General features: G+C 69.1%; 12 protein-coding genes. 6 read left to right on the forward strand and 6 right to left on the reverse strand.

Annotation, left to right across the window (positions count from 1 at the left end):
- Positions 1 to 107: 107 nt before the first annotated feature.
- The gene (locus AB1281_RS10255) at positions 108 to 914 is read right to left on the reverse strand and encodes a TOBE domain-containing protein (protein ID WP_430345811.1); all 807 of its coding nucleotides are present in this window, start codon (positions 912 to 914) and stop codon (positions 108 to 110) included.
- Positions 915 to 1,096: 182 nt separating this feature from the next.
- Between AB1281_RS10255 and AB1281_RS10260 the strand changes: the two genes are divergently transcribed.
- Genes AB1281_RS10260 through AB1281_RS10285 form a run of 6 tightly spaced genes read left to right on the forward strand, consistent with a single transcriptional unit; the run spans position 1,097 to position 7,244 of the window.
- A complete protein-coding gene (locus tag AB1281_RS10260; protein WP_430345812.1) occupies positions 1,097 to 3,079 on the forward strand; it encodes a TonB-dependent receptor plug domain-containing protein in 1,983 nt (660 codons plus the stop codon).
- A gap of 2 nt (positions 3,080 to 3,081) precedes the next feature.
- Positions 3,082 to 3,624 (forward strand): DUF2478 domain-containing protein, encoded by a 543-nt coding sequence (locus tag AB1281_RS10265; protein WP_162622052.1) that lies wholly within the window; start codon positions 3,082 to 3,084, stop codon positions 3,622 to 3,624.
- Positions 3,621 to 4,658 (forward strand): ABC transporter substrate-binding protein, encoded by a 1,038-nt coding sequence (locus AB1281_RS10270; protein ID WP_430345813.1) that lies wholly within the window; start codon positions 3,621 to 3,623, stop codon positions 4,656 to 4,658. Before AB1281_RS10265 ends, AB1281_RS10270 begins: the two co-directional genes overlap by 4 nt.
- A gap of 8 nt (positions 4,659 to 4,666) precedes the next feature.
- Positions 4,667 to 5,674 (forward strand): FecCD family ABC transporter permease, encoded by a 1,008-nt coding sequence (locus AB1281_RS10275; protein WP_430345814.1) that lies wholly within the window; start codon positions 4,667 to 4,669, stop codon positions 5,672 to 5,674.
- Positions 5,671 to 6,447: an ABC transporter ATP-binding protein gene (locus AB1281_RS10280; protein ID WP_430345815.1), complete on the forward strand. Its 777-nt coding sequence runs from the start codon at positions 5,671 to 5,673 to the stop codon at positions 6,445 to 6,447. The genes AB1281_RS10275 and AB1281_RS10280 overlap by 4 nt, the downstream gene beginning before the upstream one ends.
- Positions 6,444 to 7,244: a class I SAM-dependent methyltransferase gene (locus AB1281_RS10285; protein WP_430345816.1), complete on the forward strand. Its 801-nt coding sequence runs from the start codon at positions 6,444 to 6,446 to the stop codon at positions 7,242 to 7,244. The genes AB1281_RS10280 and AB1281_RS10285 overlap by 4 nt, the downstream gene beginning before the upstream one ends.
- 665 nt (positions 7,245 to 7,909) lie before the next feature.
- Here the strand turns inward: AB1281_RS10285 and AB1281_RS10290 are convergent.
- The 5 genes from AB1281_RS10290 to AB1281_RS10310 are packed head-to-tail and all read right to left on the reverse strand — an operon-like array spanning position 7,910 to position 12,020.
- A complete protein-coding gene (locus tag AB1281_RS10290; RefSeq protein ID WP_430345817.1) occupies positions 7,910 to 8,578 on the reverse strand; it encodes an ATP-binding cassette domain-containing protein in 669 nt (222 codons plus the stop codon).
- Complete coding sequence (gene modB / locus AB1281_RS10295) at positions 8,568 to 9,251, reverse strand: molybdate ABC transporter permease subunit (protein WP_006371078.1); 684 nt, start codon at positions 9,249 to 9,251, stop codon at positions 8,568 to 8,570. Before modB ends, AB1281_RS10290 begins: the two co-directional genes overlap by 11 nt.
- A gap of 3 nt (positions 9,252 to 9,254) precedes the next feature.
- Positions 9,255 to 9,998, reverse strand: coding sequence for a molybdate ABC transporter substrate-binding protein (gene modA / locus AB1281_RS10300; RefSeq protein ID WP_430345818.1), 744 nt, complete (start codon positions 9,996 to 9,998; stop codon positions 9,255 to 9,257).
- Between the two features lie 19 nt (positions 9,999 to 10,017).
- On the reverse strand, positions 10,018 to 10,794 hold the full coding sequence (locus AB1281_RS10305; protein WP_430345819.1) for a helix-turn-helix domain-containing protein: 777 nt from the start codon (positions 10,792 to 10,794) through the stop codon (positions 10,018 to 10,020).
- Positions 10,795 to 10,805: 11 nt separating this feature from the next.
- Positions 10,806 to 12,020 carry a coproporphyrinogen III oxidase gene (locus AB1281_RS10310; protein WP_430345820.1) on the reverse strand — a complete coding sequence of 405 codons (1,215 nt, stop codon included), beginning with the start codon at positions 12,018 to 12,020 and terminating at the stop codon, positions 10,806 to 10,808.
- Positions 12,021 to 12,243: the final 223 nt, after the last annotated feature.

Consider the following 12,243-nt stretch of genomic DNA (forward strand, 5'->3'; position numbering starts at 1 on the left):
TCCATCACCACTGGACCACACGAACCCTGGATCGGTAGAGCCGGCCGCTGGCCGGCTGCGCTTCGCACCACGAGCTGCCGGCCAACGGCCGGCACTACCAGACCGCTCTACATCGGCACGCCCACGATCACGCTCGACGCCTTGAACAGTACTGTTGCCGTGCTGCCTTCGCGTAGTTCCAGCGCTGCGGTACTGGCACGGGTGATCACCGCCACCACGCTGCAGCCATGGCCGATGTCCACCACCACCTCGTCATTCACCGCGCCCTCGGTGATCCGCTCCACCGTGCCGGCGAGCTGATTGCGCGCCGAGTAGCGCGCGCCCTCGCCCTGCGCCACGATCACCGACGAGGCTTTCACCAGCGCATAGGCCGGCACGCCCACCGCCAGCCCCAGCGATTCCACGCTGCCATGGGTGATGGTGGCCACCAGCGCCAGGCCCGGTGCCACTTCGATCTGCACTTCATCATTCACCGCACCGGTGGCCAGCGCGCTGACCCGGCCATGGAACTGGTTGCGTGCACTGGTGATCATGCCGATTCTCCGGATCAGGGCCAGATCCTCATCCAGCCCGGGGGTGGCCTGCAGCGACTGCAGGAACGTACGGTGCGCGCGCTCGACCTCCTCGAAACGGGCGATCAGCTGGTGGCCGCGCTCGGTCAGTCGTGCACCGCCACCACCACGGCCGCCCACGCTGCGCGCGACCAGCGGTTCGCCGGCCGCGGTGTTCATCGCGTCCACCGCGTCCCAGGCGTTCTTGTAGGTCATGCCCATGCGCTTGGCGGCCTGGCTGATCGAGCCACACGCATCGATCAGGCCCAGCAGCGCGAAGCGGCCGCGGCCACCCACGCTCTGCCCGGCAATGCTCAGCCACAGGTTGCCCTGCAGTTCCAACGGCGGCTCGGCCCCACTCATCGTGCTTCGATCCCTGCGTTCGCGCGAGCGGCCAGTGTACGGCGTGACCGCCCTGCACCGGGCTTGATATCGATCAAGGTGGCCGTGCCGGCCAGCGCCGAGAATCCCCGGGTCGGTCATCAAGTTGACCCCTGCCAACCGTTATATCATCTTGGATATAACGAACCCGAGGACTCGCGAGGATGCGTACCTGTCGTTTCGTTCTACCCCTGTCCGCCCTGCTGCTCCCGCTTGCCGCCACCGCGGCCGACACGGCCTCGCCGCCGGTGTTCACCCTGGGCACGATCGACGTGCATGCCGAGCGCGGCACGTCGCCCACCGTGGCCGAACGCAGCCTCGACGCCGAACGCATCCAGCAGCTCGACCGCAACACGGTCGGTGATGCGGTCAGCGTGCTGCCGGGCGTGAGCCTGGCCCGCAACTCGCGCAACGAGGACATGGTCTACCTGCGCGGCTTCGACGCACGTCAGGTGCCGGTGTTCCTCGACGGCATCCCGCTGTACGTGCCCTATGACGGCTACGTGGACTTCGGCCGCTTCACCACCTTCGACCTTGCCGAGATCCAGGTCGCCAGCGGCGGTGCCTCGCTGCTGTACGGGCCGAACATCCTCGGCGGTGCGATCAACCTGGTCAGTCGCCGTCCCGAGCGCCCACTGGAAGGCGATGTGCGGCTGGGCGTGGCCGATGGCGGCGAGCGCAAGGCGGCGGTCAATATCGGTGGCCGCCGCGGCGACTGGTACTTCCAGCTTGGTGCGTCGATCCTGAAGGCCGATGAGTTCCCGCTGCCGGATGGCTTCGTCGACTACAAGCGCGTGCCCACCGATACCGGCAAGGACCGCCGCAACGCCTCGCGCGACGACCGTCGCCTGTCGTTCAAGTTGGGCTACACCCCGCGCGAGGGCGACGAGTACGCGATCGGCTACGCGCGCCAGGACGGCGAGAAGGACAACCCGGTCTACACCGGCACCGCGCGCAGCGGCATCCGTTACTGGCGCTGGCCGTGGTGGGACAAGGACAGCCTGTACTTCATCGGCAACACCCGCCTGGGTAAGCACACCACGCTGCGCACCCGCGTCTACCGCGATACCTATGGCAACGGCCTGGACGCCTACACCGACGGCAGCTACCAGGTGGCGATGGACAACAGCAGCTTCCCCAGCATCTACGATGACCGCACCGTGGGCGGCTCGGTGACCCTGGCCACGACGGCGCTGCCGCGCCAGGAACTGCAGTTCGCGATCCACTACAAGGAAGACCAGCACAGCGAGCGCAACCCGCACTCGCCCACCAAGGACTTCCGTGATGTCACCACCTCGGTGGCGATCGAAGACCGCATCGCGCTGACCGACAGCTCGCACCTGCGCGTGGGCATCGGCCATGACCGTCGCGACGCCAAGCGCGTGTACTTCTGGCCAACCGGCAGCACCGATGCCACCAACGCCGTGCTGGAGTACGTGCAGCAGCTGGCACCGGACCAGCAGTGGTACGCAAGCGCCGCGCGGCGCACGCGTTTCCCGACCATCAAGGACCGCTACTCGGCGCGCATGGGTGCGGCGCTGCCCAACCCGGACCTGAAGGCCGAGCACGCCACCCACTTCGAAGTGGGCCTGCGTGGCAGTTGGTGGCAAGGCGGCCAGTTGCAGGCGGCGATCTTCCAGAGCCGTATCGATGACCTGATCCAGAACGCGGTGGTGGCCTCGCGCGAATGTGGTGGCAGCACCTGCAACCAGGCGCAGAACATCGGCAAGGCCCGCCACCAGGGTGTCGAACTGGGCCTGCGCCAGCGCATCGGCGACGACTGGGACCTGCAGACCAGCTACACCTGGCTGCGCCGCACCAACCTGGAAGATCGCAGCGTGGCCCTGCTCGACAGTCCGCGCCAACGTCTGTTCATGGCGGTGGGCTGGCAGCTGCTGCCACAGCTGAAGCTGCAGGCCACGCTGGAAGCCGAACAGGGCCGCAAGGTCAGCTACGCCGATACCACACGACCGGTGCGCGAGCTGCCCGGCTATGGCATCACCGGCCTGAAGGCCAGCTGGAGCCCGCGCGACGCCTGGGATTTCGATCTCGGCGTGCGCAACATCGGTGACACATGGTACGAGCTGGCCGACGGCTATCCGATGCCGGGCCGCACCTGGTTTGCCAACGCCAACTGGAGGTTCTGAGCATGACCGCCATCCAGGCCCCGCGCATTGCCGCGATCGTGCATGACCACAGCGGCGAGCCCGATGCCCTGCTGGCCGCGTTCGCCGCACGCCAGCTGGCCGCCGGCCACCGCGTGCGCGGGCTGGTGCACCTGCCGCACGAACCCACCGCCAACGGCAACAAGCGCATGGCACTGATGGACGTGACCGATCCCGGTTCGCGTTATCCGATCAGCCAGGCGCTGGGCCCGGCCTCCTGTGGCTGCAACCTGGACCCGGGCGGCATCGCCGATGCCAGTGTGGTGCTGCGCCGCGCGTTGCAGGACCATGCCGCGCTGGCCATCGCCAACCGTTTCGGCACGCTGGAATCGGAAGGCGGCGGCATGGCCGATGAGCTGCTGGCGCTGATGCTGGCCGGCATCCCGTTGTTGACCGCGGTGAAGCTGCCCTACCTCGACGCGTGGCGCCAGTTCACCGGCGGCATGGCCGTCGAGCTGCCTGCCGATGACGCGGCGTTGCAGGCCTGGTGGGATGCCTGCCGTACCGCACCGGAGGCCGCCGCATGAGGCGGCGCGCCCTGCTGCAGGCATTCGCGCTGGCACCGTTGCTGGTCGCCAATGCCAAGCTGCTGGCGATGCCGGCGCAGCGCGTGCTGCGGCTGGGTGCGCCCAAGGCCACGCCCAAGCGCGTGTTCGCGGCCGGTCCACCGGCTGCGGTACTGCTTGCCGCCGTGGCACCCGAACGCCTGCTCGGTTGGCCGATGAAGGTATCGCCCGAGGCACTGGCGCAGCTGCCGGCAGCGCTGCGCACGCTGCCGGTGGTCGGTCGCCTGGCCGGGCGCGGCAGCACGGTCAGCCTTGAACGCCTGCTGGCGATGCAGCCGGACCTGGTGCTGGATGCCGGTGACTTCGATGCCAATTACCGCGACTCGGCCGAGCGGGTCTGGAAGCAGACCGCGATTCCGTTCGAGCTGATTGCCGGCCGCCTGCCCGATCATCCGGCGCAGCTGCGCCACGTCGGCAGGCTGCTGGGTGTTGCCGCACGTGGCGAAGCACTGGCGCAGGCGGCCGAAGCGCAGCTGGCACTGGTGCGTGAGGTGCTGGCGACGCATCCCGCTGCGACGCGGCCCACCGTGTACTACGGACGTGGCAGCGACGGCCTGGAAAGCGGCCTGTCCGGTTCGATCAACACCGAAGTCATCGAGTTCTGTGGCGGCCGCAACGTGGTCGCCAGCGCCGGTGCCGGCGGCCTTGCCCGCGTGTCGTTCGAGCAACTGCTGGCCTGGGATCCGGACGTGATCCTGACCCAGGATGCCGGGTTCGCTGCTCGTGCAACAGAGGACCCGCGCTGGCGCGCCTTGCGTGCCGTGCGTGAGCGTCGCCTGCACTGCGCGCCGGTACTGCCATTCGGCTGGCTGGATGGTCCGCCCGGCGTCAACCGCCTGCCCGGCCTGCCCTGGCTGTTGTCCAGGCTGCATCCGGGCGCAGTCCCCGTGCTGGCACCCGCCGCACTGCGCGGCCGCATCGGCGCGCTGCATCAGCTGCTGTGGGGCCAGCCACTGCCCGCCGAGCTGGCACGCAGCCTGGAGGCGAACGCCTGAACATGCGCATGCTTCCACGATGGGCCTGGCATGCCGCTGGCTGGAGCCTGTTGCTGGCAATGTTGCTGCTCGCGTTCTCGGTCGGCCAGTTTCCGGTGCGCCCGGCGGCGCTGCTGCAGGCCACCGGCTGGCAGCTGTTCGGCATCGGCGAACCCAGCGCGCCCGCAGTGCAGGCCGCGCTCTGGCACATCCGCCTGCCACGCGTGCTCGCGGCCATGCTGATCGGCGCGGTACTGTCGGCAGCCGGTGCCGCCTACCAGGCCATGTTCCGCAATCCGCTGGTGTCGCCGGACATCCTCGGCGTCTCCGCCGGCGCGGGCCTTGGCGCTTCGCTGGGGCTGTTCCTCGGTCTGCCGATGCTGCTGGTGCAGGGCATCGCCTTCGCCGGTGGGCTGGGGGCCGTGGGCCTGGTCTGCCTGGTGGCAGCGCTGGTGCGGCGGCACGATCCGGTGTTGGTATTGGTGCTGGCCGGCGTCGCGGTGTCGGCGCTGCTCGGCGCCGGCATTTCGCTGTTGAAACTGCTGGCCGATCCGTACACGCAGCTGCCGTCGATCACCTTCTGGCTGCTGGGTGGCTTGAACGCGGTGGTCATCGACGACCTCAAGGTCACCGCGCCATTGCTGCTGATCGGGCTGTTGCCGCTGGTGCTGCTGCGCTGGCGGGTGAACCTGCTGGGCCTGGGTGACGAGGAGGCCAGCGCACTGGGCGTGGCGGTCACCCCGCTGCGCTGGACGCTGATTGCCGCCGCCACGCTGTGCACGGCGGCGGCGGTGTCACTGGCCGGCATCATCGGCTGGGTCGGGTTGGTGGTTCCGCATATCGCGCGGCTGCTGGTCGGCGCCGACTTCCGCCGCCTGCTGCCAGCCAGCCTGCTGCTCGGCGCCAGCTTCCTGCTCGCCGCCGATACGCTGGCGCGCACCCTGGCGCCGATCGAACTGCCACTCGGCATCCTCACCGCCTTCGTCGGCGTGCCGTGTTTCCTGCTGGTGCTGGCACGCAGCGAGCGTCGCCCATGAATGCTGCGGCCCCGCTTCTGGAAGCACGTGGCCTGGTCATCGGCCATGCCGGCGTGGCACTGGGCGTGCCGTTTGCACTGTCGGTGCAGCCCGGCGAGGTGCTGTGCCTGCTTGGCCCGAACGGCTGTGGCAAGACCACCCTGTTCCGCACCCTGCTCGGCCTGCTGCCTGCGGTACGCGGCGAAGTGGACCTGCAGGGCACGCCGCTGCGCGCGCATGATCGCGCCGCCCGCGCCCGCCGCATGGCGTACGTGCCGCAGGCCGCGCCGCTGCCCTTCGCCTGGCGCGTGCGCGAGGTGGTGGCGATGGGCCGCGCCGCGCACCTTGGCCTGCTGTCCGCACCTGGTCGCGCCGACGAGGCCATCGCCGATGACTGCCTGCGCGAACTGGGCCTGCAAACGCTGGCCGACCGGACCGTCACCACGCTCAGCGGTGGCGAACGCCAGCTGGTACTGATCGCACGTGCACTGGCCCAGCAGGCGCGACTGCTGGTGATGGACGAACCGACCGCCAGCCTCGACTTCGGCAACCAGCTGCGCATCCTCGACACCGTGCGCCGCCTGGCCGAGCGTGGCATCGGCGTGCTGCTGTCCACCCATCAACCGCAGCACGCGCTGCAGGTGGCCGACCGCATCGCGTTGATGTCCGCCGGCAGCGTGCAGGCACTGGGCCCTGCCCACGACATCGCAACCCCCGAGCGCCTTGCTGCGCTGTATGGCGTCGATGCTGCCCGCGTCGCCGCCGCCCTGCCCGCTTCTGGAATTTCTACATGAGCACACCGCTACCGACCCCGATCGATCACAGCGCACGCTACCGCCAGCACCTGCAGGCCTGCGGCTTCCAGGCCAAGCCAGCCAGCGCTTGGGATGCGCGGGCCGCGCAATCCAGCTGGAAGCGCCGCCACGATGACTACAGCGAGGCGTTCCTCACCCGCGTTGATCTCAGTGGCGTGGCCACGGTGCTGGATGTTGGCTGTGGCCCCGGCTTGTTGAGCCTGCCCATCGCCACACAGGTCGGCCATGTGCACGCGCTCGACTACAGCACCGGCATGCTCGACGGCCTGCGCGCCGCGATGGCGCGTGACGGCGTTTCCAACGTCACGCCGTGGGCGCTGTCGTGGACCGACGACTGGCGCGACGTGCCGCGTTGCGATCTTGCGATTGCCTCGCGCTCGTTGATGGTGCCGGATCTGGAGGCCGCGCTGCGCAGGCTCGATACGCACGCCCGCCAGCGTGCCTGCATCACCTTCGCCACCGGCCCGCGTGCCGGTGTACCCGAGCTGTCCGAGCTGCTTGATCGCGAGTGGATGCCGATGCCCGACCACCGCTACCCGATCAACATGCTGCTGGACATGGGCCGCGAGCCGCAGGTCGACTACCTGCCCGAATCGGTGCGCGATGTCGCCCAGGATGCCGATGGCCTGGTGCGCCAGGCAGTAGAGCTGTTCGGTGCGTTGGATGCGGATGAGGAAGCACGCGTGCGCGCATGGCATGCCCGTTCGCCGCAGCACCGCTTCGGCATGGCGCCAACGCGACGCTGGGCGTTCATCCAGTGGGCGACCAACGGTTGAACCGGTAGAGCCGGCCGCCGGCCGGCTGCCCCGGATTCCGTGGTTGCCGGCCAGCGGCCGGCACTACCATCAGATGCAACCATCCCTCGCCTGTGCGTCGCGGAACCCTTGAACCGGTAGAGCCGGCCGCTGGCCGGCTGCCCCGGATTCCGTGGTTGCCGGCCAGCGGCCGGCACTACCATCAGATGCAACCAACCCTCGCCTGTACGTCACGGAACCCCTGAACCGGTAGAGCCGGCCGCTGGCCGGCTGCTTCGGAACCCCTGGTTGCAGGCCAGCGGCCGGCAGTACCATCAGATGCAACCATTCATCGCCTGTGCGTCGCGGAACCCCTGAACCGGTAGAGCCGGCCGCTGGCCGGCTGCCCCGGATTCCGTGGTTGCCGGCCAGCGGCCGGCACTACCATCAGATGTAACCATCCCTCGCCTGTGCGTCGCGGAACCCTTGAACCGGTAGGGCCGGCCGCTGGCCGGCTGCTCCGGGTTCCGTGGTTGCCGGCCAGCGGCCGGCACTACCATCAGATGCAACCAACCCTCGCCTGAGCGTCGCGGAACCTCTGAACCGGTAGGGCCGGCCGCTGGCCGGCTGACCTGGATTCCGTGGTTGCCGGCCAGCGGCCGGCACTACCATCAGCTGTCAACCATCGCCCGTGCGTCCATCACGGATCAACCGCCGACAATGCGGCCATCCACCACGCGTGCTACCTGCTGGCCGAACATGGCCACATCCTGCGGGTCGTGACTGATCAACAGCAACGGGATGCCGGTCTTGTCCAGCACGCTCTCCAGCTCCTGGCGCAGGTGCTGGCGCAGGTCATGATCCAGCGCGGAGAACGGCTCATCCAGCAGCAGCGCCTGCGGCTGTGTCACCAGGGCGCGTGCCAGTGCAGTGCGCTGGCGCTGTCCCCCGGATACCTGCGAGGGCAGCAGGTCGCCCACCGCGTCGATGCGGAATGCGTGCAGCCACTGCTCCACCGCATCGAAGCGCTGGCCCACGCGCGGATTCAACCACCCCTTCTGCAGACCGAACGCCACGTTCTGGCGCACGCTCAGGTGCGGGAACAACGCATAGTCCTGGAAGACATAGCCCAGCCGGCGACGCTGCGGTGGCAGGTCCACGCCGGCCGCCGCGTCAAACAAGGTCTGCCCCTGCAGGCGCACGTGGCCCTGGCCCGGCCGCAGCAGCCCGGCCACTGCCTTCAGGGTCAGGCTCTTGCCCGCACCGGAAGGCCCGAACAGCACCACCTGCCGCTGCGTGCACTGCAGCGACACGTCCAACACGAAATCCTGGCCGGCCGCCTGCAGGCGACGCTGCACCTGCAGGTCAAGCCACATCACGCAGCTCCCGGCGACGCCCGCCCACCAGCCGTGCGGCCAGCAGCAGGATCACGATGCAGACCACCGAGGTCAGGATCACCAGCGCATTGGCCTTGCCGTCCTGCCCGGCCTGCACCGCTTCGTAGATGGCGATCGACAGCGTCTGCGTGCGGCCCGGAATGCTACCGGCCACCATCAGGGTGGCGCCGAACTCGCCCATCGCGCGTGCAAACGCCAGCAGCAGGCCGGCGAGGATGCCGCGCCAGGCCAGCGGCAACGTGATGCGGAAGAACACCGCTGCTTCGGACACCCCAAGCGTGCGCGCGGCCTGCTCCAGCTGCCCGTCCACTTCCTCGAATGCCGCGCGTGCCGGCTTGAACACCAGCGGTAGCGACGCCACCGCCGCAGCGATCACCGCCGCCTGCCAGGTGAACACCAGGTTGATGCCGAACCACGACTGCAGCCACGCGCCGATCGGGCCGTTGCGGCCGATCAGCACCAGCAGGTAGTACCCCAGCACCGTCGGCGGCAACACCATCGGCAGCGTCAGCAGCGAATCCAGCAGCTCACGGCCGGGAAATCGCCGACGCGCCAGCAGCGCGCCCAGTGCCACGCCCAGCACCAGATTGATCGCGGTGGCCCAGCCGGCCACCTTCAGCGACAACCCCAGTGCGCTCCAGTCGAGATCCATGCCTCAGGGCTTGCCGAACCCGTGTTTGGCCAGGATCGCCTGGCCCTGCGCCGAACGTACGAAGGCGGTGAAGCGCTTGGCTTCGGCCGGCTGCACACTGGCCTTGGTCACCGCCAGCGGATAGGCGATGCGCCCCGCCACCGGCACCGCGAAGGCACGGCGCACCCGGTCGGGCATCGCCTGCGCATCGGTGGCATAGACGAAGCCGGCGTCCACTTCCCCGCGTGCCACGTAATCCAGTGACTGGCGCACGTTCTGCGTGGTGATGATCCTGCCCTGCACCGACGGCCACAGGCCCGCCACTTCCAGCGCGCCCTTGGCATAGCGACCGACCGGCACGCTGTCCGGGTTACCCAGTGCGATGCGCTGCACGCCGGCACCAGCCAGGTCCTTCAAGCTACGCGGCGCAGCCTTGGCCTGCGGCGGCACCACCACCCACAGCGCGTTCACCGCGAACACCTCGCGGGTGCCGGCCGCCAGCAGGTCCTGCTGCTGGGCCTGGTCCATCGTGGTTTCATCGGCCGACGCGAAGACATCCACCGGCGCGCCGCGGCTGATCTGCTGCAGCAGCACGCCAGACGCGGCGAAGTTGAAATCGACCTTGGTCCCCGGGTGCGCCTTCTCGTAGGCGGTGCCCAGTTCGCGGAAGCTCTCGGTCAGGCTCGATGCCGCCGACACCGTCAGGTCGGCCGCCCAGGCCGGCACCGTGGCCAGCAGTCCCAGCAACAACAGTCCAGCTCGCTTCATTGTCGGCTCCCGGCCAGGTTCAGTTCGGATCGGATTCGTCGGCCACCGCCAGCGCCGCCAGGCGCTCGGGCTGCAGCAGCAGGATCTCGCGCTGCTTCACCGCGATGATCCCATCATCGCTCAGGCGGCGCAGCACGCGGCTGGCGGTTTCCGGCGCCATCCGCAGGTAATTGGCGATCTCGGTACGCGCCATCGTCAGGTTGAAACGCGTGGCGGAAAAGCCGCGCCGCGCGTAACGCTCGGACATGTCCAGCAGGAACGCCGCCATGCGCTCTTCGGTACGGTGATTGGCGGCCAGCGTGGCGACCTTGCCGATCTCCGCGCTGAGCAGGCTGAACAGCTTGGCCTGCAGCCCCGGCATGCGCGTGGCCAGCAGGCTCAACTTGGGGAACGAGATGCGGCACAGGTGCACGGTGTCCAGCGCCACCGCGTTGCAGGGGAAGCGCGAACCGTGGATCGCGTTCAGGCCGATCACCTCGCCCGGCAGGCTGAAGCCAAGCACCTGCTCGTTGCCCTGGCTGTCATCAACGAAGGTCTTGACCATGCCGGCGCGTACCGCGGCGATCGAATCGAACGATTCGCCGGCGCGGAAGATGTAGTCACCCGCATGGAACGGACCGACGTGGTCGACCAGCACGTGCAGGTCGCCCAGCGCGGTCTTGTCATAGCCCTGCGATATGCAGGCATCGGAAAACGCACAGGTGCTGCAGAAGTGCAGCGCGTCGCCGTCATCAGCGGCGGCAGGGTTCGGCGTGGCCCGGCCGAGGCGGCCCTGGGAAGGCGGATTCGAAGACATCGAGGCAGGACTCAAGCGATGGCGGCCGCCGGCCGGAAGCATGCAGCCATCATACGCCACAGCAACCGTCCTTCTTCGGCCAGCCGCAGCACGCGCGCATCCCAGTGCGCCCAGCCGCGTGCCAGCAACGGCGACAACGCCGGCAGCTGCTCAGCGAAGCATTCCTCAAACGGCTCATCGTTGCGCCATTCGAAAGCGGCCGCATCGAGCGCGTGATCGCAGGCGATGCTCTGTGCCACCTCGGCCGCCATCCGCTCGTCCTCGGACAGGATCAGGCCCGCGGCCACGCCCATGTGACCGGACTGCAATCGCGCCCGCCATTCGCCCAGCTCGTCCTCCAGCCGGTAGAACACCTCGCCGATCTGGCTGCAGGCAGACAGGCCAAGGCCGATGAAGTCACTGCGATCACGGCGCGGCACGCCGGCCAGGTCACAGTGGCGCTGGCCATCGCCGGGCCCATGCGGATTGGGCAGGTCGCCGCGTTGATAGTGATCGCCACCGATTGCTTCATAGCCTGCCGCGCGCAGCAGGCGCCAGGCCTGCAGCCAGTTTGCGGCGGACGGATGCTGCGGCAGCGCGCAAGGCGCCGGCAGCAGGATGCGCTCGGGCGCTTCGGCCAGCACCTCATGCAGACGCTCGATGAAGCCGATGTCCTCACTGGCGGGCACGCGCAGCTGGTAGTAGCGCGCGGTGAAGCCGACCTGCCGCGCCTGTGCCAGCAGGGTCGGCCCCGGCGCATCGGCACGGTCGATCACGTTCAGGCGGGTGCAGCCCACCGCGCGCAGCTGCGCCGGTGACAGCGCGCTGCCGGCGTCCAGCCGCACTTCCACCTGCGGCCGCGCTACCGTGCGCAGGTGCTGCGGCACGGCGTCCAGCAGCTGGCCCAGCTGGGGCGGCGGCAAGGTCTCGGCCAAGCCCAGCTGCAACACCATCGCCACCACTTCGCGGTCCTCGGCCAAGGCATCGGCCTGCAGCTGCAGGGCCAGCAGCAAGGTGTCCAGATATGCCTGCGGCGGCACGTCGCGACCACCACGGCCGGCCTGGAAGCCGAGCGTCAAGCCACGCGGGATCAGGTGCTCGTTGCTGGCGCGCACGGCGGCACGCCAGCCGCTTTCGCCAAAGCCGGTACTGAACTGGTCAGCCGGCGGAAACAGCACGTGCCGGGGCTGCCGCAGCAATGCCGCCTGCAGCGCAGTGTCCTCACTCTCATCGACGTGGAAGCTCATGGCAGACATCTTCGGGCGTTCCTCTTCGCGTGGCCCTGATTGAAATCAAGCGTGGCGCATCGATGGGTTCCTGCCGGCCAGCGGCCGGCACTACCCTTTCACCTGCTACCCGGTAGTGCCGGCCGCTGGCCGGCAACCCCCTCCAACCACCGCGCACCGTCCCGGTAGTGCCGGCCGCTGGCCGGCAACCCCCTCCACCCACCGCGCACCGTCCCGGTAGTGC

The sequence above is a fragment of the Stenotrophomonas sp. NRRL B-14846 genome (assembly GCF_050473585.1).
Lineage (GTDB): Bacteria > Pseudomonadota > Gammaproteobacteria > Xanthomonadales > Xanthomonadaceae > Stenotrophomonas.

Excerpts from the sequence above, each read along its gene's own strand:
- AB1281_RS10265 (WP_162622052.1), top strand. The coding sequence starts at position 3,082 with ATGACCGCCATCCAGGCCCCGCGCATTGCCGCGATCGTGCATGACCAC.
- AB1281_RS10280 (WP_430345815.1), top strand. The coding sequence starts at position 5,671 with ATGAATGCTGCGGCCCCGCTTCTGGAAGCACGTGGCCTGGTCATCGGC.
- modA (WP_430345818.1), bottom strand. The coding sequence starts at position 9,998 with ATGAAGCGAGCTGGACTGTTGTTGCTGGGACTGCTGGCCACGGTGCCG.
- AB1281_RS10260 (WP_430345812.1), top strand. The coding sequence starts at position 1,097 with ATGCGTACCTGTCGTTTCGTTCTACCCCTGTCCGCCCTGCTGCTCCCG.
- AB1281_RS10305 (WP_430345819.1), bottom strand. The coding sequence starts at position 10,794 with ATGTCTTCGAATCCGCCTTCCCAGGGCCGCCTCGGCCGGGCCACGCCG.
- AB1281_RS10310 (WP_430345820.1), bottom strand. The coding sequence starts at position 12,020 with ATGAGCTTCCACGTCGATGAGAGTGAGGACACTGCGCTGCAGGCGGCA.
- AB1281_RS10270 (WP_430345813.1), top strand. The coding sequence starts at position 3,621 with ATGAGGCGGCGCGCCCTGCTGCAGGCATTCGCGCTGGCACCGTTGCTG.
- AB1281_RS10285 (WP_430345816.1), top strand. The coding sequence starts at position 6,444 with ATGAGCACACCGCTACCGACCCCGATCGATCACAGCGCACGCTACCGC.
- modB (WP_006371078.1), bottom strand. The coding sequence starts at position 9,251 with ATGGATCTCGACTGGAGCGCACTGGGGTTGTCGCTGAAGGTGGCCGGC.
- AB1281_RS10290 (WP_430345817.1), bottom strand. The coding sequence starts at position 8,578 with ATGTGGCTTGACCTGCAGGTGCAGCGTCGCCTGCAGGCGGCCGGCCAG.
- AB1281_RS10275 (WP_430345814.1), top strand. The coding sequence starts at position 4,667 with ATGCTTCCACGATGGGCCTGGCATGCCGCTGGCTGGAGCCTGTTGCTG.
- AB1281_RS10255 (WP_430345811.1), bottom strand. The coding sequence starts at position 914 with ATGAGTGGGGCCGAGCCGCCGTTGGAACTGCAGGGCAACCTGTGGCTG.